This is a genomic window from Erwinia sp. 1181_3, assembly GCF_052824965.1.
In genome coordinates this window covers 293,946-318,004 of the sequence record NZ_VTDE01000003.1, presented here as the reverse complement: position 1 = coordinate 318,004, position 24,059 = coordinate 293,946, and the positions used below count along the sequence as shown (strand labels likewise).

Annotated in this window: 20 protein-coding genes and 1 other RNA gene; 17 read left to right on the top strand and 4 right to left on the bottom strand. The window is 54.8% G+C overall.

What is annotated here, in order from left to right; all coding sequences use genetic code 11:
* Nucleotides 1–177: 177 nt before the first annotated feature.
* The 7 genes from tkt to FY046_RS09845 all read left to right on the top strand — a co-directional run bounded on the left by tkt (nt 178) and on the right by FY046_RS09845 (nt 8,729).
* Nucleotides 178–2,169 carry a transketolase gene (tkt, locus tag FY046_RS09875; protein WP_167864028.1) on the top strand — a complete coding sequence of 664 codons (1,992 nt, stop codon included), beginning with the start codon at nt 178–180 and terminating at the stop codon, nt 2,167–2,169.
* 455 nt (nt 2,170–2,624) lie between these two features.
* Nucleotides 2,625–3,644 carry an erythrose-4-phosphate dehydrogenase gene (gene epd, locus FY046_RS09870; RefSeq protein ID WP_159337591.1) on the top strand — a complete coding sequence of 340 codons (1,020 nt, stop codon included), beginning with the start codon at nt 2,625–2,627 and terminating at the stop codon, nt 3,642–3,644.
* Between the two features lie 49 nt (nt 3,645–3,693).
* Nucleotides 3,694–4,860, top strand: a complete 1,167-nt coding sequence (gene pgk / locus FY046_RS09865) for a phosphoglycerate kinase (RefSeq protein WP_446186002.1) — start codon at nt 3,694–3,696, stop codon at nt 4,858–4,860.
* 80 nt (nt 4,861–4,940) lie between these two features.
* Nucleotides 4,941–6,020, top strand: a complete 1,080-nt coding sequence (fbaA, locus tag FY046_RS09860; protein ID WP_133846175.1) for a class II fructose-bisphosphate aldolase — start codon at nt 4,941–4,943, stop codon at nt 6,018–6,020.
* Nucleotides 6,021–6,204: 184 nt separating this feature from the next.
* Nucleotides 6,205–7,080 (top strand): small-conductance mechanosensitive channel MscS, encoded by an 876-nt coding sequence (mscS, locus tag FY046_RS09855; RefSeq protein WP_133846176.1) that lies wholly within the window; start codon nt 6,205–6,207, stop codon nt 7,078–7,080.
* Between the two features lie 153 nt (nt 7,081–7,233).
* The gene (gene argO / locus FY046_RS09850; RefSeq protein WP_133846177.1) at nt 7,234–7,854 is read left to right on the top strand and encodes an arginine exporter ArgO; all 621 of its coding nucleotides are present in this window, start codon (nt 7,234–7,236) and stop codon (nt 7,852–7,854) included.
* Nucleotides 7,855–8,003: 149 nt separating this feature from the next.
* On the top strand, nt 8,004–8,729 hold the full coding sequence (locus FY046_RS09845; RefSeq protein ID WP_171148819.1) for an oxidative stress defense protein: 726 nt from the start codon (nt 8,004–8,006) through the stop codon (nt 8,727–8,729).
* Between the two features lie 87 nt (nt 8,730–8,816).
* On the opposite strand, the gene FY046_RS09840 is transcribed toward FY046_RS09845, so the two are convergent.
* Nucleotides 8,817–9,716 (bottom strand): LysR family transcriptional regulator ArgP, encoded by a 900-nt coding sequence (locus FY046_RS09840; protein ID WP_133846178.1) that lies wholly within the window; start codon nt 9,714–9,716, stop codon nt 8,817–8,819.
* 196 nt (nt 9,717–9,912) lie between these two features.
* On the opposite strand from FY046_RS09840, the gene rpiA reads away from it, so the two are divergent.
* Together rpiA and serA are read left to right on the top strand one after the other, a co-directional pair.
* On the top strand, nt 9,913–10,572 hold the full coding sequence (gene rpiA, locus FY046_RS09835; protein ID WP_159337592.1) for a ribose-5-phosphate isomerase RpiA: 660 nt from the start codon (nt 9,913–9,915) through the stop codon (nt 10,570–10,572).
* Between the two features lie 346 nt (nt 10,573–10,918).
* The gene (gene serA / locus FY046_RS09830) at nt 10,919–12,157 is read left to right on the top strand and encodes a phosphoglycerate dehydrogenase (RefSeq protein WP_133846180.1); all 1,239 of its coding nucleotides are present in this window, start codon (nt 10,919–10,921) and stop codon (nt 12,155–12,157) included.
* A gap of 181 nt (nt 12,158–12,338) precedes the next feature.
* Here serA and FY046_RS09825 read toward each other — a convergent pair whose 3' ends face one another.
* From FY046_RS09825 to zapA, 3 genes are all read right to left on the bottom strand, one after another.
* Nucleotides 12,339–12,926: a 5-formyltetrahydrofolate cyclo-ligase gene (locus tag FY046_RS09825; protein WP_133846323.1), complete on the bottom strand. Its 588-nt coding sequence runs from the start codon at nt 12,924–12,926 to the stop codon at nt 12,339–12,341.
* A gap of 89 nt (nt 12,927–13,015) precedes the next feature.
* A non-coding RNA gene (gene ssrS, locus FY046_RS09820) (6S RNA) lies at nt 13,016–13,200 on the bottom strand.
* A 41-nt stretch (nt 13,201–13,241) separates the two neighbouring features.
* Nucleotides 13,242–13,571, bottom strand: a complete 330-nt coding sequence (zapA, locus tag FY046_RS09815) for a cell division protein ZapA (protein WP_062744299.1) — start codon at nt 13,569–13,571, stop codon at nt 13,242–13,244.
* 170 nt (nt 13,572–13,741) lie between these two features.
* Here zapA and FY046_RS09810 point away from each other — a divergent pair, with 170 nt between their 5' ends.
* The 8 genes from FY046_RS09810 (at nt 13,742) to FY046_RS09775 (ending at nt 23,976) form a co-directional block, all read left to right on the top strand.
* Complete coding sequence (locus FY046_RS09810; RefSeq protein WP_133846181.1) at nt 13,742–14,320, top strand: YecA/YgfB family protein; 579 nt, start codon at nt 13,742–13,744, stop codon at nt 14,318–14,320.
* A 57-nt stretch (nt 14,321–14,377) separates the two neighbouring features.
* Nucleotides 14,378–15,694, top strand: a complete 1,317-nt coding sequence (gene pepP, locus FY046_RS09805; RefSeq protein WP_159337594.1) for a Xaa-Pro aminopeptidase — start codon at nt 14,378–14,380, stop codon at nt 15,692–15,694.
* The gene (gene ubiH / locus FY046_RS09800) at nt 15,691–16,869 is read left to right on the top strand and encodes a 2-octaprenyl-6-methoxyphenyl hydroxylase (RefSeq protein ID WP_167864030.1); all 1,179 of its coding nucleotides are present in this window, start codon (nt 15,691–15,693) and stop codon (nt 16,867–16,869) included. Before pepP ends, ubiH begins: the two co-directional genes overlap by 4 nt.
* 13 nt (nt 16,870–16,882) lie before the next feature.
* Nucleotides 16,883–18,085 carry an FAD-dependent 2-octaprenylphenol hydroxylase gene (gene ubiI / locus FY046_RS09795; protein ID WP_159337597.1) on the top strand — a complete coding sequence of 401 codons (1,203 nt, stop codon included), beginning with the start codon at nt 16,883–16,885 and terminating at the stop codon, nt 18,083–18,085.
* A 447-nt stretch (nt 18,086–18,532) separates the two neighbouring features.
* Nucleotides 18,533–19,645, top strand: a complete 1,113-nt coding sequence (gene gcvT / locus FY046_RS09790) for a glycine cleavage system aminomethyltransferase GcvT (RefSeq protein WP_167864031.1) — start codon at nt 18,533–18,535, stop codon at nt 19,643–19,645.
* 63 nt (nt 19,646–19,708) lie between these two features.
* A complete protein-coding gene (gcvH, locus tag FY046_RS09785) occupies nt 19,709–20,092 on the top strand; it encodes a glycine cleavage system protein GcvH (RefSeq protein WP_133846186.1) in 384 nt (127 codons plus the stop codon).
* A gap of 200 nt (nt 20,093–20,292) precedes the next feature.
* Nucleotides 20,293–23,154, top strand: a complete 2,862-nt coding sequence (gene gcvP / locus FY046_RS09780; RefSeq protein WP_167864032.1) for an aminomethyl-transferring glycine dehydrogenase — start codon at nt 20,293–20,295, stop codon at nt 23,152–23,154.
* Nucleotides 23,155–23,232: 78 nt separating this feature from the next.
* Nucleotides 23,233–23,976: an SDR family oxidoreductase gene (locus FY046_RS09775; RefSeq protein WP_167864033.1), complete on the top strand. Its 744-nt coding sequence runs from the start codon at nt 23,233–23,235 to the stop codon at nt 23,974–23,976.
* Nucleotides 23,977–24,059: the final 83 nt, after the last annotated feature.

The following is a 24,059-nucleotide window of genomic DNA, read 5'->3' as shown; positions in this document are numbered from 1 at the left end:
CTAGTCGCCATGCTCTCAAACTGCAACTTCTGTGATTATTTTTACATCCTGCGGCATGTACATGTTACCCGTATTTCATGTACATTGATGGTCGACTTTCCTTCGGCTTTGCCTGATAACTCATTCATTACAATAGGTTAAGGACGGCGAAGCGTTAAATCCGACCTGGAGTAGAAAATGTCTTCTCGTAAAGAGCTTGCCAACGCCATTCGCGCATTAAGTATGGATGCGGTGCAAAAAGCCAAATCCGGCCACCCGGGTGCCCCAATGGGTATGGCCGATATCGCCGAAGTCCTGTGGCGTGACTTCCTGAATCACAACCCTACAAACCCTCTGTGGGCAGACCGCGACCGCTTCGTGCTGTCTAATGGTCACGGCTCTATGCTGATCTACAGCCTGTTGCACCTCAGCGGTTATGACCTGCCAATCGGTGAACTGGCTAACTTCCGTCAGCTGCACTCCAAAACCCCAGGCCACCCTGAATACGGCTATACCGCTGGTGTGGAAACCACCACCGGTCCATTGGGCCAGGGTATTGCGAACGCAGTAGGTATGGCGATTGCTGAACGTACACTGTCAGCGCAGTTCAACCGTCCAGACCATGATGTGGTTGACCATAACACCTACGTGTTCCTGGGTGACGGCTGCATGATGGAAGGTATCTCCCACGAAGTGTGCTCACTGGCGGGAACACTGAAGTTGGGCAAACTGGTGGCGTTCTATGACGACAACGGTATCTCCATTGACGGCCACATCGAAGGCTGGTTCACCGATGATACGGCGAAACGCTTCGAGTCTTACGGCTGGCACGTTGTGCGTGGTGTCGATGGCCACGACGCTGACGCCATCAAGAAAGCGGTTGAAGAAGCGAAAGCGGTTAGCGATAAGCCTTCACTGCTGATGTGCAAAACGGTCATCGGTTTCGGTTCACCGAACAAAGCCGGTACGCATGATTCCCACGGCGCACCGCTGGGTGATGATGAAATTGCACTGACCCGTAAGCAGTTGGGCTGGAACCATGCGCCGTTTGAAATTCCTTCAGACATCTATGCGCAGTGGGATGCCAAAGAAGCTGGTCAGGCAAAAGAAGCGGCATGGAATGAGAAGTTTGCTGCCTATGCAAAAGCCTTCCCTGAACTGGCGGAAGAGTTCAAACGCCGTGTGAACAACGAGCTGCCAGCGAACTGGGCAACCGAGTCGCAGAAATTCGTTGAAGAGCTGCAGGCTAACCCGTCTAAAATCGCCAGCCGTAAAGCGTCACAGAATGCCATCGAAGCCTTTGGTAAACTGCTGCCGGAATACCTGGGCGGCTCCGCTGACCTGGCACCAAGCAACCTGACAATGTGGTCTGGTTCTAAGCCAATCAACGAAGATGCAGCGGGTAACTACATCCATTACGGTGTGCGCGAATTCGGTATGACCGCGATTGCCAATGGTATCACCCTGCACGGTGGTTTCCTGCCGTACACGGCAACCTTCCTGATGTTCGTTGAATATGCCCGTAATGCGGCGCGTATGGCGGCACTGATGAAGATTCGCCAGGTGATGGTCTACACCCATGACTCTATCGGTCTGGGCGAAGATGGCCCGACTCACCAGCCGGTTGAGCAGATCGCCAGCCTGCGTGTTACACCGAACATGAGCCTGTGGCGTCCGTGTGACCAGGTTGAATCAGCGATCGCATGGAAATATGCGATTGAGCGTAACGATGGCCCGACGGCCCTGATCCTGTCACGTCAGAATCTGGCACAGCAGGACCGTACTGCGGAACAGCTGGCAAACGTAGCACGCGGTGCTTACGTGCTGAAGGACTGCGCAGGTACACCTGAAGTTATCCTGATTGCAACCGGTTCAGAAGTTGAGCTGGCAGTAGGCGCGTATGACAAGCTGACGGCTGAAGGCCGCAAGGTGCGCGTTGTGTCTATGCCGTCTACCGATGCTTTCGACAAGCAGGATGCTGCCTACCGTGAAGCCGTGCTGCCGAAAGCAGTCAGCGCCCGCGTGGCGATTGAAGCTGGTATCGCAGATTACTGGTTCAAATACGTTGGTCTGAACGGCGCTATCGTCGGTATGACCAGCTTCGGTGAGTCAGCGCCCGCTGAGAAGCTGTTCGAACTGTTTGGCTTCACCGTGGATAACGTTGTCGCTAAAGCAAAAGGCCTGCTGTAATAAGGTAGCGGGTGAGGCATGACTCACCGCTATGAGGGCCGGGCGTGCCCGGCCCCTACGCAGTTTACCTTGAGGGTCGGGTATGCCTCATCCTTACACAGTTCTCCGTAGGGGGCGGGCATGCCCGGCCCCTACGCAGTTTACCTTGAGGGTCGGGTATGCCTCATCCTTATACAGTTCCCCGTAGGGGTCGGGCATGCCCGACCCTTCTTTATCCCGCCAGAAAAAATTCCAAATTTGTGACGTAGATCGAAAGTTACGCTCCACAATTGATCCGAATCATTCCTATTATTCCTTACTTCTATTATTCTAGCTGAAGCGTTTCAGTACTATGTCGCACAAGGATCACCATTCAGACTGAGCCTTGTTATGATGCAAGAATATCCTGTACAAATCGCGGTGGCTGGCTCAGGCTAATCCTCCGATTTCATCGTGAATTCTGAAGCAGGAGTGATATGACGGTTCGCATTGCCATTAACGGATTTGGTCGTATAGGGCGCAACGTGTTGCGTGCACTGTATGAAACCGGCCGCCGTGCTGAGATTACGGTGGTTGCCATCAATGAGCTGGCAGAGGCCGCCGGAATGGCGCATCTGTTAAAGTATGACACCAGCCATGGGCGCTTCGCCTGGGATGTGCGTCAGGAGCGCGAACTGCTCTCCGTTGGCGATGACACGATCCGTTTGCTGCACCATACTGATATTGCGGCGCTGCCGTGGCGCGATCTGAATGTGGATATCGTGCTGGACTGTACCGGGGTTTATGGCAGTCGTGCAGATGGCGAAGCCCATTTGCAGGCGGGGGCCAAAAAGGTCCTGTTCTCACACCCTGGTGGTAACGATCTTGATGCCACAGTGGTCTTTGGCGTGAATGAAAAAGATCTGCTGCCTGAGCATTTGCTGGTGTCGAACGCCTCCTGCACCACGAATTGCATCATCCCTATTATCAAGCTGTTGGATGATGCGTGGGGTATTGAGTCGGGTACGGTGACAACCATCCATTCTGCCATGCATGACCAGCAGGTGATTGATGCTTATCACCCGGATTTACGCCGTACACGTGCGGCCAGTCAGTCGATTATTCCTGTCGACACTCGCCTGGCTGCCGGGATTACGCGTTTCTTCCCAAAATTTAACGATCGTTTTGAAGCGATTGCTGTGCGTGTTCCCACCATCAACGTGACGGCCATTGACCTCAGCGTCAGTGTGCGGGATCCCGTCAGCGCCTGCGAGGTTAACGCCCTGCTGCAAAGTGCGTCAGAAGGGGCATTTAGTGGTATAGTTGACTACACGGAATTGCCGTTAGTCTCCATTGATTTTAACCATGATCCGCACAGTGCTATTGTCGACGGCACCCAAACGCGGGTCAGTGGTCAGCACCTTATCAAGACGTTAGTCTGGTGCGATAACGAATGGGGCTTCGCTAATCGTATGATCGATACGACGTTAGCGATGGCCGCCAGCGGTTTCAGGTAAGGCGCGTACAGCGTCTGTAAAACTTTGAGAATCAACGAGAGGGTTCACCATGTCTGTAATTAAGATGACCGATCTGGATCTGGCTGGTAAACGTGTTCTGATCCGTGCGGATCTGAACGTGCCAGTAAAAGAAGGGAAAGTGACGTCTGATGCACGTATTCGCGCTTCTCTGCCGACCATTGAGGCGGCACTGAAGCAAGGCGCAAAAGTGATGGTCACCTCGCACTTGGGTCGCCCGACCGAAGGTGAATACAACGAAGAGTTTTCTCTGCTGCCGGTAGTGAACTACCTGAAAGACAAGTTGGGTGCAGATAACGTTTCCCTGGCAAAAGATTACCTGGACGGTGTTGAACTGACCGCGGGTAAACTGGTTGTTCTGGAAAACGTGCGCTTTAACAAAGGCGAGAAAAAAGACGACGAAACCCTCTCTAAAAAATATGCTGCCCTGTGCGACATCTTCGTGATGGATGCTTTCGGTACTGCTCACCGTGCTCAGGCGTCTACCCATGGCGTGGGCAAATTTGCACCAATCGCCTGTGCGGGTCCGCTGCTGTCAGGTGAACTGGAAGCGCTGGGCAAAGCCCTGAAAACCCCGGCACGCCCAATGGTTGCCGTGGTTGGTGGTTCTAAAGTGTCTACCAAATTCGATGTGCTTAACTCGCTGGTGAACATTGCAGACACCGTGATTGTGGGTGGGGGTATCGCGAACACCTTCGTGGCTATCGACAACAACGTGGGTAAATCTCTGTACGAACCTGATTTCGTGGCTGCCGCTAAGAAACTGCGCGACGAATACAAAATTCCGGTGCCAACTGACTCTCGCGTAGGCACGGAATTCTCTGAAACTGCACCTTCTACCGTGAAGAAAGTGTCTGAAGTTCAGGACAACGAAGAGATCATGGACTTTGGTGACGAAACCGCACTGGCAATGGCTAAGTTGTTGAAAAAAGCCAAAACTATTCTGTGGAACGGCCCGGTAGGCGTGTTCGAATTCCCGAACTTCCGCAAAGGCACCGAAATTATCGCGAACGCGATTGCAGACAGTGACGCATTCTCCATTGCCGGCGGCGGTGATACGCTGGCCGCTATCGACCTGTTTGGTATCGAAGATAAAATCTCTTATATCTCTACCGGTGGCGGTGCATTCCTTGAGTTCGTGGAAGGCAAAACCTTACCTGCGGTTGCCATGCTTGAAGAGCGTGCAAAGCAGAAGTAATTAAACCTCAGAGCGGGGTATAAGTACCCCGCATGAGAACTGAATCCTTTAATACGACCGAAGAAACAGGACAAGCTAACATGTCTAAAATTTTTGATTTCGTAAAACCAGGCGTTGTCACCGGTGACGACGTGCAGAAGATCTTCCAGGTAGCGAAAGAGAACAAATTCGCTCTGCCAGCAGTTAACTGCGTGGGCACTGACTCCATCAACGCCGTTCTGGAAACCGCAGCGAAAGTTAAAGCGCCGGTTATCATTCAGTTCTCCAACGGTGGTGCAGGTTTCATCGCGGGTAAAGGCCTGAAATCTGACAAGCCACAGGCTGCGGCTATTTTTGGTGCCATCTCTGGCGCACATCACGTTCACCTGATGGCTGAACACTATGGCGTGCCTGTTATTCTGCACACTGACCACTGCGCTAAGAAACTGCTGCCGTGGATCGACGGTCTGCTGGATGCGGGTGAAGAGCACTTCGCTAAAACCGGTAAGCCACTGTTCTCTTCTCACATGATCGACCTGTCTGAAGAGTCTCTGGAAGAGAACATCGAGATTTCCAGCAAATACCTGGCGCGCATGGCGAAAATCGACATGACCCTGGAAATTGAACTGGGCTGCACCGGTGGCGAAGAAGACGGCGTGGACAACAGTCACATGGACGCTTCTGCTCTGTACACTCAGCCAGAAGACGTGGATTACGCTTACACCAAGCTGAACGCTATCAGCCCGCGTTTCACTATCGCTGCTTCATTCGGTAACGTGCACGGCGTGTACAAGCCAGGCAACGTGAAACTGACCCCGACCATCCTGCGTGATTCTCAGAAATACGTCAGCGAAAAACACGGCCTGCCAGTGAACTCACTGGACTTCGTGTTCCACGGTGGTTCCGGTTCATCAGCGGCTGAGATCGAAGAATCTATCGGTTACGGCGTGATCAAAATGAACATTGATACCGATACCCAGTGGGCAACATGGGACGGTATCCTGCAGTACTACAAAAAGAACGAAGGCTATCTGCAGGCGCAGTTGGGTAACCCGGAAGGCGCTGATAAGCCGAACAAGAAATACTACGACCCACGTGTATGGCTGCGCTCTTCACAGGCTTCCATGATCGTGCGCCTGGAGCAGGCATTCAAAGAGCTGAACGCAGTCGACGTACTGTAAGTTCCCGCTCTGTTTAAAAAAGGCCCTGAGGGGCCTTTTTTTATGCATTCAGTTCTGAATTGCCAAGTAATTTCGCCGCTTATTTGGCACAACCCCCTTTTCTTGTTTACCCTTAACCCCATCGGCTGCTGGTTAAACGGCAGATATTCGAATGCCCATTTTGGGCCTGAAAAAGGACAGGGGAATGGATGATTTAAATGTGGTAAACGGCATCAATAATGCGGGTGGCTGGCTGGTGCGTAACCAGGCGCTGTTGTTGAGCTATGCGGTCAATATCGTTGCGGCCATTGCGATTATCATTATCGGTATGATTGCTGCCCGATTTATTTCCGGGACGGTGAATAAGCTGCTGGTAGCACGAAAAATTGACCCTACCGTCGCTGACTTCCTGTCCGGGTTAGTGCGCTACGGCATCATTGCCTTTACGCTGATTGCAGCGATGGGACGTGTAGGCGTGCAGACAGCCTCGGTGATTGCTGCACTGGCAGCCGCAGGCTTTGCGTTTGCACTGGCTCTGCAAGGTTCGCTCTCGAACCTGGCCGCGGGTGTACTGCTGGTCACCTTCCGTCCGTTCCGCGCGGGAGAGTTTGTTGATCTGGGCGGTGTGATGGGAACAGTGCTTAATGTACAGATCTTCTCGACCACATTACGCAGTGCTGACGGTAAAATTGTTGTGGTGCCAAACGGCAAAATCATTGCGGGGAATATCATTAACTTCTCCCGCGAGCCAGAACGCCGCAATGAATTTATTATTGGCGTCGCCTACGATGCTGATATCGATGAAGTGCTGACACTGCTGCGCGGCGTGGTGGATGCCGAGCCTCGCGTTCTGCAGGAGCGCGGTGTGCAGATTGGCCTGAACGAGCTGGCCGCCTCTTCGGTTAATGTGGTGATTCGCTGCTGGAGCAAAGCGGGTGACTTACAGGATGTCTACTGGGACCTGATGAGAAACTTCAAACGTACGCTGGATGCCAACAACATCGGTATTCCTTACCCGCAGATGGATGTTCATCTGCACCAGGTCAAAGCGCCAGAAGCAGAAGTGGCGAAAGCGGAATAATCCTGTCAGGGCCGGCCATTTTCCGGTCGGCCCTTATCTTACTTTGCCCCTCTCAGTATTAGCCTTTCTTATTAACCATTAAATCTTTCAATTTCCCCTAATGATATTGCAGCTATACACTTGCCGAAAATCTTGACTGGTGAGGCGATTGTGATGTTATCCGTTTATTTTCAGGGGGTTGCTATGGGCGCAGCGCTTATTCTTCCGCTTGGCCCGCAGAATGCCTTTGTGATGAATCAGGGCGTGCGCCGCCAGTATCATCTGATGACCGCTGCACTCTGTACGCTGAGTGATATTGTGCTGATCTGTGGCGGAATATTTGGTGGTAGCGCATTGCTTAACCAATCCGAGCTGCTACTCAATCTGGTAACGTGGGGCGGAGTGGCTTTCCTGCTGTGGTATGGCTGGGGCTCGCTGAGAACAGCGTTCAGTGGCGATATCAACCTGGCGTCTGCCGCTGTTTTAAAGCAGGGACGCTGGCGCATTGTCGCGACCATGATGGCGGTGACCTGGCTCAATCCGCACGTCTACCTGGATACCTTTGTGGTGTTGGGCAGTCTGGGCGGGCAGCTACCGGATGAAGCGCGCCGCTGGTTTGCTTTAGGCTCCGCCAGCGCCTCAGTACTGTGGTTCTTCGGCCTCGCGCTGCTAGCCGCCTGGCTGGCACCGCTGCTGAACACCACGCGTGCCCAGCGCATTATCAATCTGCTTGTGGGGTTGGTGATGTGGGCAATTGCGCTGAAACTGGCGCTACAGGCGCTCGGGATAGCGTAGCGGGAACTCACTATCAGAATCGATGTCATAGTGTGATGCGCTAATGTGCCCTAAAATATGTTGTACCGCCGCATTTTGACGGAATAATTCGCTATCGACTGACCGATGGCGCTATCGATAAGATAATGACAGACCCCATGGAGGAAGCAGTGAAGCTAACGAAACTGGCCCTGGCCGCAATGATTGGATTGGGTACTTTACCCTTAGCAGTGCAGGCTGATGAATTACCCAATGGCCCGCACGTGGTGACCTCCGGGCAGTCGAGCGTTGATGCCACGCCGGATATCGCAACACTGGCTATCGAGGTGAGTGTTTCTGCTAAAGATGCCGGTGAAGCGAAAAAACAGGCAGACAGTCGTGTTCAGCAATATTTTGATTTTCTGAATAAAAACAGCATAGAGAAGAAAGATATCAACGCTGCCAACCTGCGTACTCAACCGGAATATGACTATCTGAAAGACGGTAAATCGGTGCTGAAAGGCTACCGTGCTGTGCGTCAGGTTCAGGTCACGCTGCGTCAGCTGGATAAGTTGAATGAACTGCTCGATGGCGCACTGAAGTCAGGCCTGAACGAAATTCGTTCGGTTGAACTGGGTGTGGCAAACCCTGAAGAGTACAAAGCGAAAGCGCGCAAAGCTGCTATTGATGATGCAACAAAGCAGGCGGGCGATCTGGCACAGGGCTTCGGTACGAAGCTGGGCCCGGTTTACAGCATTCGTTATCACGTGGCTAACTATCAGCCAATGCCGATGGCACGGATGTACAAAGCCGCTGATGCTGCGCCAATGACCTCTGCCGCCCAGACCTATGAGCAGCAGAGTATCCATTTCGACGACCAGGTTGACGTGGTATTTGAATTGCAGCGTAACCCTTAATCCAGGCAGTCTGACCGCAACAGAAGGCCAGCCTCTACGCAGAATGTCGTAGGGGCTGGCCTTTTTTCTGGCCGCCCCCTGGCCGGGTTATTCTGTATCCTGGCGCAGCACACGATGACCATGCGCCAGCAGGGCATCGGTCACCTTGCGCATCAGGCGGCTTTCTGGGGCAAAGCGGTGCCAGTAAAGCATCCGGCGCTGTAACAGACCCGGCGTTAAATCAATCAATTCCCCTTCCGCCAGTTCGCGCTCAATCTGCAAATGCGGGATCATACAGCAGGTGGTTCCCTGACGGGCCAGCTGCACAAAAGCTTCTGACGAGTTGACGATATGGCAGGGCACGCTGCCCGGTGACAGATCAAAGTTTTGCTGTAAAAACGCCTGATGCATATCATCCAGATGGTCAAACGCCACGGCGGGTGCTTTCAGCAGCGCAGAGCGCGTCACGCCATTTGGGAAGTAGCGGGCAGCAAACTCTTTTGAACCGACAAACAGATAGTCGAGCGCACCGAGCTGATCGACCAGACAGCTCGGCAACGGCTGTGGCTGGATACTGACGGCACCGACCACTTCACCACGACGCAAGCGTTCTTGGGTGCGGGTTTCATCTTCCACCTGAAGATTCAAGCGTACTGGCGAATCAGTCAGCACGGTTTTCAGCGCGGGCAGCAGCCAGGTCGCGAGACTGTCGGCGTTCACCGCCAGCGACAGCAGTAACGGCGTGGTGCCGCTATTATCGTCACCCAACCACTCTTCTTCCAGCAGTTCTACCTGGTGCAATAACGCCAGCAGTTTCTGGCCCTGTTCCGTTGGGCGCGGCGGTACGGTTCGCACCAGCAAAGGCTGGCCAAACATATTCTCAAGCTGCTTAATGCGCTGTGAGACCGCAGACTGGGTAATACAGAGCTTTTGCGCGGCACGTTCAAAGCCGCGCTCGCGAATCACTGCATCCAGCGCCTGAAGCGTTCGATAATCCGGGCGTTTCATTAATCGTTCTACTCTCTTTCAGGTGTGGTTGTGCACTATGCCATAGATTGGGGGTATAGCTTACGCCACTTTACGAATCAACCACTTTGTGGGGTGTGTTCCAATCCTGTGAATCAAACGCCGTGGAAGGCGGTGATTTTGCCCAGCCTTGCTTTATACTACGCGCACACAGTGGCTCACAGGTTTTAAACATACCATGACACAAGACGAACTGAAAAAAGCTGTCGGCTGGGCAGCTCTGGATTACGTCACTCCGGGCACTATCGTTGGCGTTGGCACCGGGTCGACTGCTGCCCATTTCATTGATGCACTGGCGTCGATTAAACATCAGATTGAAGGAGCGGTCTCCAGCTCAGAAGCTTCCACGGCCAAACTGAAAGGCTACGGCATCCATGTCTTCGATCTTAACGAGATCGATCAGCTGGCGGTCTATGTTGACGGTGCCGATGAGATTAACGGGCAGATGCAGATGATCAAGGGCGGCGGCGCAGCGCTGACGCGCGAGAAAATTATTGCAGCCGTTGCCGACCGCTTTATCTGTATTGCGGATGCATCCAAGCAGGTCGATGTGCTGGGGCGTTTCCCTCTGCCTGTAGAAGTTATCCCGATGGCGCGCTCGTACGTTGCTCGCGAACTGGTGAAGCTCGGTGGTCAGCCGGAGTACCGCCAGAACGTGGTGACCGACAATGGAAACATTATTCTTGATGTTCATAATCTCAAAATCATTGACCCCATTCGGCTGGAAGCAGCAATTAACGCGCTGCCAGGCGTAGTCACTGTGGGTCTGTTTGGTGCCCGTGGTGCCGATGTGGCGCTGATCGGTACAGCCAACGGCGTGCAAACTATTCAGAAATGATCTCTCTGGCACCCGCGGGTGCCGGTTATTTTTATGCGAAAAACATCTTTTCTTTTGCAGGCGAAATTTAGTGACTTATGTCACATAGTTGCTGCCTGAGGCGCGATCCTCCTGAAGGTTCACGTTGCACCATGATTTTCTGCCGCAATGTTCTGTGAGTCGGGGGCGCCATGCTGGAGGCCAGGCAATCGTTTGTATTGCCGCCAGCGTAGATTTTGTTATTTTGACAGAAGGCTATCTTATATCCCCGCGTTTTTCCCATTGCAGCCGACAGCGATTATGTTGGTCAACGAGAACAATGACAGGGATTAAGCCACATCTGAAGTCTGCTAAATAGGGTCGGGAAATGGCAAAAGTATCACTGGAGAAAGACAAAATTAAATTCCTGCTGGTGGAAGGCGTTCACCAGAGTGCAGTTGATAATCTGCGCTCTGCTGGCTACACCAACATTGAATTTCACAAGGGCGCATTGGATAGCGAAACACTGAAAGAATCCATCCGTGATGCGCACTTCATCGGGCTGCGTTCGCGCACCAACCTTACCGAAGAGATCTTTGCTGCGGCAGAAAAACTGGTTGCCGTTGGCTGTTTCTGCATCGGGACAAACCAGGTTGATCTGAATGCGGCAGCGAAGCGTGGTATTCCGGTGTTTAACGCACCTTTCTCCAATACCCGATCCGTAGCTGAACTGGTGATCGGTGAGCTGTTGCTGATGCTGCGCGGTGTTCCGGCGGCCAATGCGAAAGCACACCGTGGCGAGTGGCATAAACTGGCTGTGGGTTCCTATGAAGCACGCGGCAAAAAGCTGGGCATCATTGGTTACGGTCATATCGGTATGCAGCTGGGTGTGCTCGCCGAGAGCCTGGGTATGCATGTGTTCTTTTACGATATTGAGAGCAAACTGCCGCTGGGTAATGCCACGCAGGTACAGCATCTCTCTGACCTGCTGAATATGAGCGATGTTGTGAGCCTGCACGTGCCTGAAACGCAGTCCACCCAGAATATGATGGGCCCGGAAGAGTTGGCGCTGATGAAGCCCGGTGCACTGCTGATTAACGCCTCGCGCGGAACCGTGGTGGATATTCCTGCGCTGTGCCACGTGCTGGCCACTAAGCACCTGGCGGGCGCGGCGATTGACGTTTTCCCGGAAGAACCTGCGACCAACAGCGATCCGTTCAATTCACCGCTGTGTGAGTTCGACAACGTGATCCTGACACCCCATATCGGTGGGTCGACCCAGGAAGCTCAGGAGAACATCGGTATTGAAGTCGCGGGTAAACTGGCCAAGTACTCTGACAATGGCTCTACACTGTCGGCGGTTAACTTCCCGGAAGCCTCGCTGCCAATGCACGGTGCGAATGCCAGCCGTCTGATGCACATCCATGAGAACCGTCCAGGTGTACTGACGGCGATCAACCTGATCTTTGCTGACCAGGGTATCAACATCTCCGCTCAGTATCTGCAAACGACACCGCAGATGGGTTACGTGGTCATCGACGTTGATGCACCGCAAGATGTGGCTGATAGAGCACTGCAGCTGATGAAGGCAATTCCTGGTACCGTTCGCGCACGTCTGCTGTACTGATTGTCGTGTTGTTCATGCCTCAACCTTGAGGCATTGATTCAGCCTGATGGATAATGAATACCCGCAAGATTTCTCGCCGCAGGAAGGCGACAACTGAACAAATCCCCGGGAGCTTACTGAAGTAAGTGACCGGGGTTTGTGAGGGCAGGCAACACACCTGTGGTGTGAAAGATAAAGGGTATTACCATTGCCAGATTTTTGAAGGCGTAATCAACGCAGGTAAGGGAATATCCCATTGCTCTACCGGCAAGGTGTCCACCTGCTGACAATCATGCGCCAGCCCTATCGGCATAAAGCCGTGCTGCTGCCAGTTCTGTAGCGTCCTGTCGTAAAATCCGCCTCCCATCCCCAAACGTTGTCCTCCGGCATCAAACGCCACCAGTGGCACGATCAGCACATCCAGCTCGCTTAACGGCAACAGATTGCGGATATCCAGCGGCGGTTCAGGAATACGCAGGCGGTTTATCTTCAGTTCAGTCTTCTCATCGTAACGCAGAAACAGTAACTGACCCGTCGAGAAAGGATGAAGCACGGGCAGGTAAACCTGCTGCTTTCGCTGCCACAGTTTGGCGATTAATGGTCGGGTATTGATCTCGCCATCGACGGAAAGAAACAGTGCGATATGCTGCGCCTGCTGTATCGGGGCAAAATTCAGGGCATGGTCTGCCGCCTGCACTGCGGCAAGTTGCTGCTGTTCATCGCTGATTTCACGACGCAAATTGCGTACGTGCTTACGGATATCCTGACGAAGCATCAATGTGGGGTTCATTACGTGGCTGACTCCATGAAATCGTACAGAAGCGTGCCGGATAGCTTAGAGAAAAATGAAATCGATCGGGAGGGGAGAACAAAAAAGGGAGGTTCTCCGAGATGCCGCCGCAGGCTGTAACCCTTGAACCCATGGTTCAAGGTGAGTATGCCGTCGTAACCATCAGGCTTCTCGGACGGACCGAGCTTGCGCACAGGTTACAGAGCGTCACACTCTGTTTGGTATTAATTATCGGCTCAGGGGACGGGCCCGCTTGCAAACATCTCAGAGAATTTTTTACTTCACCGTCACTCTATCACAGGTAACGCTAAAGTGTTATTCGAACTTCGCACCGGTACGTTCAGTTATGCGACCTTGCTCAAGCAATGCTTGTTCAATGGTCTGTTGTAGCATCCGAATTCGTTGTTCCATGTTCGACGCATAGTCACGGGTTTTGACTTTTTCCTGCGCGAGTTCATGGCAAATGTTCAGTGCTGCAATGAATACCAGTTGCTCTGTATTTGTGACTCTAGTGCGAACTTTTAAGTCTTGCAACCGTTGATTGAGGTCTTCGGCAGCCAGATTCAGCGCATCTTGCTGTTCGGGCGGACAATTTACTCTTAATGAACGGCCAAAAATTTGAATATCTACCGGTTGTGCAGACATGCCACCATCCTGACTGATTACTGCGCCCGCAATCACCCTTACCGCTCAAGGGCTTGGGAGGGGCGCCACTATAACTACCCCTAATATAAGAAACAACCCCTTTCTGGAATCGTTGAGGCACCTGGTGGTAGCATATCACGAACTTATCCAGCCAACGACGATCAAAACTCATGTCACTAACCAACATAATGCCGGGCTACAACACGCTGGCCTCAGTACTGACGCAGCAGGGCGTAGGAATGACCCCTGCAGAAATGCATGGCCTGATCAGTGGATTGATCTGTGGCGGCAGCCATGACAGCAACTGGCAAACGCTGGTGCACGACCTGACAAACGAAGGCATGGCGTTCTCACAAACCCTGGCGCAGCCTTTGCAGGAGATGCACGAAGCGATCGGCAACTCACTGGAAGATGAAGGCTTCCTGTTCCAGCTTTATCTGCCTGAAGATGACGACATCACTGTATTCGACCGTGCTGATGCACTGGCCGGCTGGGTGAACCATTTCCTGCTGGGTCTGGGAGTGGCGCAGCCAAAAATTGGTCAGGTCAAAGGGGAAACCGGTGAAGCCATCGACGATCTGCGTACTATCGCACAGCTCGGTTATGATGAAGATGAAGATCAGGAAGAGCTCGAACAGTCGCTGGAAGAGGTGATCGAGTATGTGCGCGTCGCCGCACTGCTGTGTCACGATACCTTTACCCGCGCGATACCGACCAATGTCGTGATGAAAAAGCCAACGCTGCACTAGGGCTGGGCCATCCCGGCCGCCAGTGGTGATTTAACGGAACAGCATTCAGGAGGTCAAATGACCCAGCAAGAGTTTTTGCGCCGCCGTCAGGCGCTGTTAGCGAAGATGGCTCCGGCCAGCGCGGCGGTGATCTTTGCCGCACCGGAAGCAACGCGCAGTAACGACAGCGAGTATCCCTACCGACAGAACAGTGATTTTTGGTACTTCACCGGGTTTAACGAGCCGGAAGCCGCGCTGCTGCTGATTAAAAGCGCTGACAATCATAATCACAGCGTCCTGTTCAACCGCGTACGGGATCTGACGGCAGAAATCTGGTTTGGTCGTCGTCTGGGTCAGGATGCTGCACCTGCGACCCTGGCCGTTGACCGTGCTCTGCCGTGGGATGACATTGGCGATCAGCTGCATCTGCTGCTGAACGGCCTGGATGTGGTTTACCATGCTCAGGGCCAGTATGACTTTGCTGACGCCGTTGTTTTCAAAGCACTGGAGACACTGCGCCGTGGCTCACGACAGAACCTCTCTGCGCCCGCGACGCTGACCGACTGGCGCCCATGGGTGCATGAGCTGCGTCTGATTAAATCACCTGAAGAGCAGGCGGTGCTGCGTGAAGCCGGGCGCATCAGCGCACTGGCCCACACGCGCGCAATGCAAACGTCGCGCCCCGGGATGTATGAATACCAGTTGGAAGGGGAAATTCATCACGAATTTAACCGCCACGGTGCCCGCTTCCCGTCCTACAACACCATCGTTGGCGCGGGCGATAACGGCTGTATTCTGCACTACACCGAAAACGAAAGTCAGATGCGCGAGGGGCAGCTGGTGCTGATCGACGCCGGGTGCGAACTCCAGGGGTATGCGGGCGATATCACCCGAACCTTCCCGGTGGGGGGCAAATTTACCGCACCGCAGCGCGCCATCTACGACATCGTACTGGCGGCGCTTTACCGCTCGCTTGAGCTGTATCGTCCCGGCACCAGCATTCGTGACGTGACGGCGGCGGCGGTTGGCGTCATGGTCAGCGGTCTGGTGAAGCTGGGCATTTTGCATGGCGATGTCGACACGCTGATTGCTGAAAATGCCCACCGTCAGTTCTTTATGCACGGCCTGAGCCACTGGCTGGGGCTGGACGTGCATGATGTGGGTGACTACGGTGTGGACCGGGACCGTATTCTGGAAGTGGGCATGGTGCTGACTATCGAACCGGGTTTATACATTGCGCCAGATGCCGATGTACCCGCCGAGTACCGTGGTATTGGGATTCGCATTGAAGATGACATCATTATCACCGCCGAAGGTAACGAAAACCTGACAGATACGGTGGTGAAAGATGCCGATGAGATTGAAGCATTGATGGCGGCAGCGAAGCGTTCATGAGCATAATTATCGCAGGAGGAGGGATGGCTGGCGCTACGCTGGCACTGGCGATCTCACACCTGACGCAAGGAAAACTGGCGGTAACGCTGGTCGAGGGGACGGAGCCTGCCAGCCGGGCCCATCCCGGCTTTGACGGACGGGCGATTGCTCTGGCCGAAGGCACCTGTCAGCAACTGGCCGCTATCGGCCTCTGGCCGGTGCTGGCATCGGCTGCGACCGCGATCACCGATGTGCATGTCAGCGATCGCGGGCATGCCAGTTTTGTCTCGCTGGCGGCGGCTGACTACGATGTGTCGGCGCTGGGCCAGGTGGTTGAGCTGCATGAAGTTGGGCAGCGACTGTTCGCCCGTCTGAAAAAAGCATCCGGCATCACCCTGCGCTGCCCGGACAAAGTCGCCGGGGTGGAACGCACTCAGGAGAGCGTCAGCGTGTTACTGGAGAGCGGTGAGCGGTTGACGGGCGATCTGCTGGTGGCGGCCGATGGTTCTCGTTCACGTGTGGCTGCTGCCTGCGGTTTACAGTGGCAAAGTGCGGATTACCAGCAGGTGGCCGTCATCGCTAACGTCTCGACCCAATTACCGCATCAGGGGCAGGCGTTTGAGCGCTTTACTGAACATGGGCCGCTGGCACTGCTGCCGATGTCCGGGGGGCGTAGCTCACTGGTCTGGTGCCATCCGCTGGCGCAGAAAGCGGCGGTCGATAGCTGGAGCGATGCGCGCTTCCTCGCAGAATTACAAAAAGCCTTTGGCTGGCGGCTGGGGCGCATCACCCAGGTGGGGCAGCGCGACAGTTATCCGCTGCAACTGCAAACCGCTGCGCAGCATATTTCCCATCGACTGGCGCTGGTCGGTAATGCGGCACAAACGCTGCATCCGATTGCCGGTCAGGGGTTTAACCTCGGTATCCGTGATGTCATGTCGCTGGCGGAAACGCTGGCGGCCGCATGGCGTGCCGGGCAAGGGGTGGGGGCGTATGCCACGCTGAACCACTATCAGCAACGACGCCAGCCGGACGCGCAGGCCACGATTGGCATCACCGACGGGCTGGTCCGACTGTTTGCAAACCGATATACGCCGCTGGTTGCAGGGCGCAACCTGGGGCTGATGGCGATGGACCATCTGCCGCCATTACGTAATTTGCTGGCCGAGCGCACGTTGGGCTGGGTTAAGCGTTGAGGAGAAAGCAGTCATGCAAACCTATGATGTGATCATCGCCGGTGGCGGAATGGTTGGGCTGGCCGTGGCCTGTGGCCTACAGGGCAGCGGATTGCGCGTTGCGGTACTGGAGCGCGAAATACCGCAGGCGCTGGATAATGCCGCCCCTCCTGCGTTACGCGTTTCTGCAATTAATGCGGCCAGCGAACGCCTGTTGCAGCATCTTGGCGTCTGGGATGCGATCCTCAGTTCCGGTGCCAGTGCCTATCACGGCATGGAAGTGTGGGACCGTGACAGTTTTGGTCATATTGCTTTTGATGATGAGCAGCAGGGATTAGCGCACCTCGGGCATATTATTGAAAACCGGGTCATTCACCAGGCGTTGTGGCAACGGGCAGAAAGCCTCAGCGATATCACGCTGGTGGCCCCAGCGGAGCTTCAGCAGGTAGCATTTGGTGATAATGAAGCCTTTGTCACGTTGCAGGATGGCAGCATGATGACCGCCCGGCTGCTGGTGGCCGCAGACGGTGCCAACTCCTGGCTGCGCAACAAAGCCGATATTCCGTTGACCTTCTGGGATTATCAGCACCATGCGCTGGTCGCCAATATCCGCACGGCGCAGCCCCATGAGTCGGTAGCCCGTCAGGTGTTTCACGGTGACGGTATTCTGGCCTTCTTACCACTGCGCGATCCGCACCTCTGTTCGATTGTCTGGTCGCTGTCGCCGCAGGAGGCTTCGCGCTTACAGGCGATGCCGGAAGCGGTGTTCAACCAGCAGCTATCGGTGGCGTTCGATATGAAGCTTGGCTTGTGTACGCTTTCAAGTGAACGTCAAACCTTCCCGCTGATGGGGCGCTATGCGCGTAATTTTGCGGCACATCGTCTGGCACTGGTAGGCGATGCGGCACATACCATTCACCCGCTGGCCGGGCAGGGCGTTAACCTTGGCTTTATGGATGCCGCCGCGCTAATCGGTGAGGTTAAGCGCCTGCAACAGCAGGGCAAAGACATTGGACAGCACCTTTATCTGCGCCGCTATGAGCGCACTCGCAAGCACAGTGCCGCTGTGATGCTGGCCAGTATGCAGGGGTTCCGCGAGTTGTTTGACGGCAACAACCCGGCGAAGAAACTGTTGCGTGATGTGGGTCTTGCCCTGGCAGATAACCTGCCAGGCGTGAAGCCGCGTCTGTTGAAACAGGCGATGGGCCTGCACGACCTTCCTGAGTGGCTGCGTTGAGCTGAATGAAAGAGTAGGGGAGCTGAGGCTCCCCTTTTTTACGCCTGTTATTCCGTCATTCTCCTGCTGCGCAATCAGAGGGCAAGGGTTGCCCCTTTTTTGCACATCGTTTGAAAAATTCTAATTTCACCTGTCACTTCGCATTACTTTTAATAATGTCAGCGCTATTCTGCGCAAGTCATTTTTTAGGCCAGGAATGCCATCACTATGTCTTTTAACTGTCCTGTTCCCCATTAATTGCCATCTTTGTGTGTGATAACGCATTTTTCCAGCGGAAAAAACCAGAAAATGGGTTCTGCTCCTTTTTGGCTCAGAGCGAATTCGACCTCGTTTATCTTATGGTTAATTGACAACTTCAGTGGTAAGTTCGTAGCGAAGGTAACGATTGCGTTGGCCGCAGCAGGCGGTAAAAAACACTCGTCAGCAACCGGATGGCACAGGAAAACTATGACTCAGCAAACCCCGACTCAGCAGACCCCGTTATTCGAACAACACCATTTAAGTGGTGCCCGCATGGTCGATTTTCATGGCTGGATGATGCCGCTTCACTACGGCTCTCAGATGGATGAACATCACGCGGTACGTACTGATGCCGGGATGTTTGACGTTTCCCATATGACCATCGTCGATCTGCGTGGTGCGCGCACCCGCGAGTTTCTACGCTATCTGCTGGCCAACGATGTCGCCCGGCTGACTCAGCCCGGCAAAGCCCTCTACACCGCCATGCTCAATGCATCCGCTGGCGTAATAGACGATCTGATTGTTTACTTTATGAGCGAAGACTTTTTCCGACTGGTGGTTAACTCCGCCACACGTGAAAAAGATCTGGCGTGGATCGGCGAGCATGCAGCGGCCTTCGGTGTCCTGCTGACAGAGCGTGATGACCTCTCGCTGATTGCCGTACAGGGGCCTCATGCTCAGCAAAAAGCACAAACCTTATTCAATGAAGAACAGCGTGCGGCAGTCAGCGGCATGAAGCCGTTCTTCGGCGTTCAGTCCGGCGAACTGTTTATTGCCACGACCGGGTACACCGGGGAGTCTGGCTATGAAATTGCCCTGCCCAATGAGCAGGCGGTCGGCTTCTGGCAACAACTGCTGGCTGCGGGGGTGAAACCTGCGGGGCTGGGCGCGCGCGATACCCTGCGTCTTGAAGCCGGAATGAATCTCTACGGCCAGGAAATGGACGAAGGGGTTTCTCCGCTGGCCGCCAATATGGGCTGGACCATTAGCTGGGAACCCACCGACCGCCAGTTTATTGGCCGCGAAGCGCTGGAATTTCAGCGCGAGAAGGGAACGGAACAGTTGGTGGGTCTGATCATGACGGAGAAAGGTGTGCTGCGTAACGCATTGCCAGTGCATTTTACCGATGCCGATGGCAACCTGCGTGAAGGGATTATTACCAGCGGCTCATTTTCCCCAACGCTGGGTTGTAGCATCGCCCTGGCGCGTGTCCCTGCGGGCATTGGTGAACATGCCGTGGTGCAAATTCGCAACCGCGAAATGCCGGTGCGCGTCACTAAACCTGTTTTTGTTCGTGCCGGTAAACCGGTGACAAAATAGTGATTCCACGCAGCAGAACTTCTGCGGCGTATAAAGATAAGACGATTTTTGGAGAGCATGTTGATGAGCAATGTACCAGCAGAACTGAAATACCGTGACAGCCATGAATGGGTGCGTAAAGAGGCCGATGGCACTTATACCGTTGGGATTACCGAACACGCGCAGGAACTGTTAGGTGACATGGTGTTTGTTGACCTGCCGGATGTGGGCAACACCTACAGCCAGGGCGAAGACTGTGCGGTGGCAGAGTCAGTCAAGGCAGCCTCAGATATTTATGCACCGTTAAGTGGTGAAATCGTGGAAGTGAACAGCGGTCTGGATTCAGAGCCGGAACTGGTCAACAGCTCCCCGTACACCGATGGCTGGTTGTTCCGCATCAAAGCGGTTGATGATACCGAGTTTGAGACGTTGTTAGATGCGGCCGCCTATCAGGGACTGATTGAATAAGCGATCCGCTGGATAGCTATCTTACTTGCCATTTCGGGATTGGGCAGTGCTCTGAATCCTCACGTACTTTGTGTACGCTCCGGTTCTTGCGCGCTGTCCGCACCCGAACTGACTGCGCCGATAACGCTATGTCATATTGCTTTGTTAGCGAGTTGGCCATTTTTACCTACCACTTATGCCCGATGCAGGATTGACCGATCATGACCCAGAAACTCAGCCAGCTTGAACATCACGGTGCATTTATCGAGCGCCATATTGGACCTTCGCAGGAACAGCAGGACGCCATGCTTCATGCTATTGGCGCGGCCTCACTGACCGATCTGATAACCTCGATTGTGCCCGCCGACATCCAGCTTCCCAGCCCGCCCGCGGTGGGTGATGCGCTGACGGAGCATCTGGCGCTGGCCGAGTTGAAAGCGATTGCAGCGCAGAACCAACGCTATAAATCTTATATCGGCATGGGTTATACCCCCGTGCTGACACCACCGGTGATCCTGCGCAATATGCTGGAAAATCCGGGCTGGTACACCGCTTACACCCCTTATCAACCGGAAGTGTCGCAGGGGCGACTGGAAGCGCTGCTGAACTTCCAGCAACTGACGCTGGATCTCACCGGGCTGGATATTGCTTCCGCCTCCCTGCTTGACGAAGCCACCGCCGCAGCTGAAGCGATGGCGATGGCGAAGCGCGTCAGCAAACTGAAACATGCCAACCGTTTCTTTGTCGCGGACGATATTCATCCTCAGACGCTGGATGTGGTGCGTACCCGTGCGGAAACCTTCGGGTTTGACGTGCTGGTGGACAAAGCGGAAAAAGTGCTGGAGCTGGACGATGTCTTTGGTGTGCTGCTGCAGCAGGTGGGGACTGGCGGGGAAGTGCATGATTATGCTGACCTGATTACCGAGCTGAAAAGCCGCAAAGTGGTCGTGAGCGTGGCGGCCGACATGATGACGCTGGTGCTGTTACAGGCACCGGGTAAACAGGGCGCAGATATTGTCTTTGGTTCTGCCCAGCGTTTTGGCGTGCCAATGGGTTACGGCGGCCCACATGCTGCCTTCTTTGCTGCGCGTGACGAGCATAAACGCTCGATGCCAGGACGCATTATCGGCGTATCCCGTGATGCCGCCGGTAATACCGCACTGCGTATGGCGATGCAGACCCGCGAACAGCATATCCGCCGCGAGAAAGCCAACTCCAACATCTGTACCTCGCAGGTACTGCTGGCCAATATTGCCAGCCTGTATGCGGTTTTCCACGGTCCCGTTGGCCTGAAGCGGATTGCCAGTCGCATCCACCGCCTGACCGATATCCTCGCGCAGGGCTTGCAGCAGCGCGGTCTGAAACTGCGCCATGCAACCTGGTTCGATACCCTGACGGTCGAAGTCAGCGATAAAGCGGCGGTGCTGGATCGCGCGCTGAGCTTTGGCATGAATCTGCGCAGCGACATTTTGAATGCCGTGGGCATCACGCTGGATGAAACCACCACCCGTGAAGATGTGACCGCACTGTTCTCTGTGCTGCTGGGCAATGAGCACGGGCTGGATATCGATGCACTGGATACCGACGCGCAGGCGATCCCGGCGGCGATGACCCGTCAGGAAGCGATCCTGACCCACCCGGTATTTAACCGTCATCACAGCGAAACCGAGATGATGCGTTACATGCATAGCCTGGAGCGTAAAGATCTGGCACTGAACCAGGCGATGATCCCGCTTGGCTCCTGCACCATGAAGTTGAACGCGGCGGCGGAGATGATCCCCATCACCTGGCCCGAATTTGCCGAACTGCACCCGTTCTGCCCGGCCGAACAGGCAGGCGGCTACCTGCAAATGATCGGTCAGCTTTCCCGCTGGCTGGTTCAGCTGACGGGTTACGATGCACTCTGTATGCAGCCGAATTCGGGTGCGCAGGGGGAGTACGCCGGTCTGCTGGCGATCCGCCGTTACCACGAAAGTCGCAACGAAGCGGGGCGTAATATCTGCCTGATCCCAAGCTCAGCACACGGTACCAACCCAGCTTCTGCACAGATGGCGGGCATGGAAGTGGTCGTGGTGGCCTGTGATAAGCAGGGCAATATCGATCTTCACGATCTGCGTTTGAAAGCCGAACAGGCGGGCGACGCGCTCTCCTGCATTATGGTGACCTACCCGTCGACCCACGGTGTTTATGAAGAGACGATCCGTGAGGTCTGTCAGATCGTTCATCAGTTTGGTGGCCAGGTCTATCTCGATGGTGCCAATATGAATGCCCAGGTGGGGATCACCACGCCGGGCTATATCGGCGCAGATGTGTCGCATCTGAACCTGCACAAAACCTTCTGCATTCCGCACGGCGGCGGCGGGCCAGGTATGGGACCGATTGGCGTCAAGGCGCACCTGGCACCGTTTGTTCCGGGCCACAGTGTGGTACAGATTGAAGGCATGCTGACCGGACAGGGCGCGGTTTCTGCTGCACCGTTTGGCAGCGCCTCCATCCTGCCTATCAGCTGGATGTATATCCGCATGATGGGTGCGGAAGGGCTGAAGCAGGCGAGTTCCGTGGCGATCCTCAATGCCAACTACATTGCTCACCGTCTGCAATCGGCTTATCCAATCCTCTACGCCGGACGTGACGGCCGCGTGGCGCACGAATGCATTCTGGATATCCGCCCGCTGAAAGAGCAGACCGGCATCAGCGAGTTGGATATCGCTAAACGCCTGATCGACTACGGTTTCCATGCGCCGACCATGTCATTCCCGGTGGCCGGTACGCTGATGGTGGAACCGACTGAGTCAGAGAGCAAAACCGAACTGGACCGCTTTATCGATGCCATGCTGGCGATCCGCAGTGAAATTGACCGTGTCGTCGAGGGTGAATGGCCGCTGGAAGATAACCCACTGGTGAATGCACCGCATACCCAGATGGAAATTGTCGGCGAGTGGGGCCATCCTTATACGCGTGAACTGGCGGTATTCCCGGCCGGGAGCGCGAATAAATACTGGCCAACAGTGAAACGTCTGGATGATGTTTACGGTGACCGTAATCTGTTCTGTTCCTGTGTACCGATGAGCGAATACGAATAACCGCATCGTGATCAGCGGCGGATAATCTGTAAGGGTTGACCTTCGTTTCGGTCAACCCTTTTTTATGGGATAAACAGCATGAAAATCGCATTAGTGACAGGCGGCAGTCGCGGCATTGGCCGGGCTACCGCCATTCTGTTGGCACAAATGGGCTGGCGGGTCGCCGTCAGCTTCGCCCGGCGCACCGATGCTGCGCTTGAAGTCGTGGATATGATTGAGCAGCAGGGAGGCAGTGCTTTTGCCCTTCAGGCGGATATTGCTGATGAAGCGCAGGTGATGGCGATGTTTGCTGACATCGACCGTCAGCCGGGGCAATTGACGGCGCTGGTCAATAATGCCGGTATCCTGTTTCAGCAGGCCACGCTGGAACAGCTCACGGCAGAGCGCATTAACCGGGTCTTTGCCACCAACGTCACGGGCAGTTTTCTTTGCTGTCGCGAAGCGGTTAAGCGCATGGGCCACCATCACGGTGGGAGCGGCGGGGCGATTGTCAATGTTTCCTCGGCGGCCGCCAGAACGGGGGCGCCGGGTGAATATGTTGATTACGCCGCATCAAAAGGGGCAATGGATACGCTGACTAAAGGGCTATCGCTGGAAGTGGCGGCGCAGGGTATCAGAGTGAACGGCGTGCGTCCGGGCTTTATTTACACCGACATGCATGCGGACGGGGGGGAACCGCAGCGGGTCGATCGGCTGGCACCCGGCATTCCAATGCAGCGCGGTGGCCAGCCGGAAGAGATCGCGCGCGCGATTGCCTGGTTGCTCAGTGATGAGGCGTCATACATTACCGGAACATTTATTGATGCGGCGGGCGGCCGCTGAGATAACGTGGTCGGATGATGGCAATAAACGATAACGCCTAAGGCCAGTTCTTATCGGGTAGAGGGGCTGGCTGAAAAAGGTCA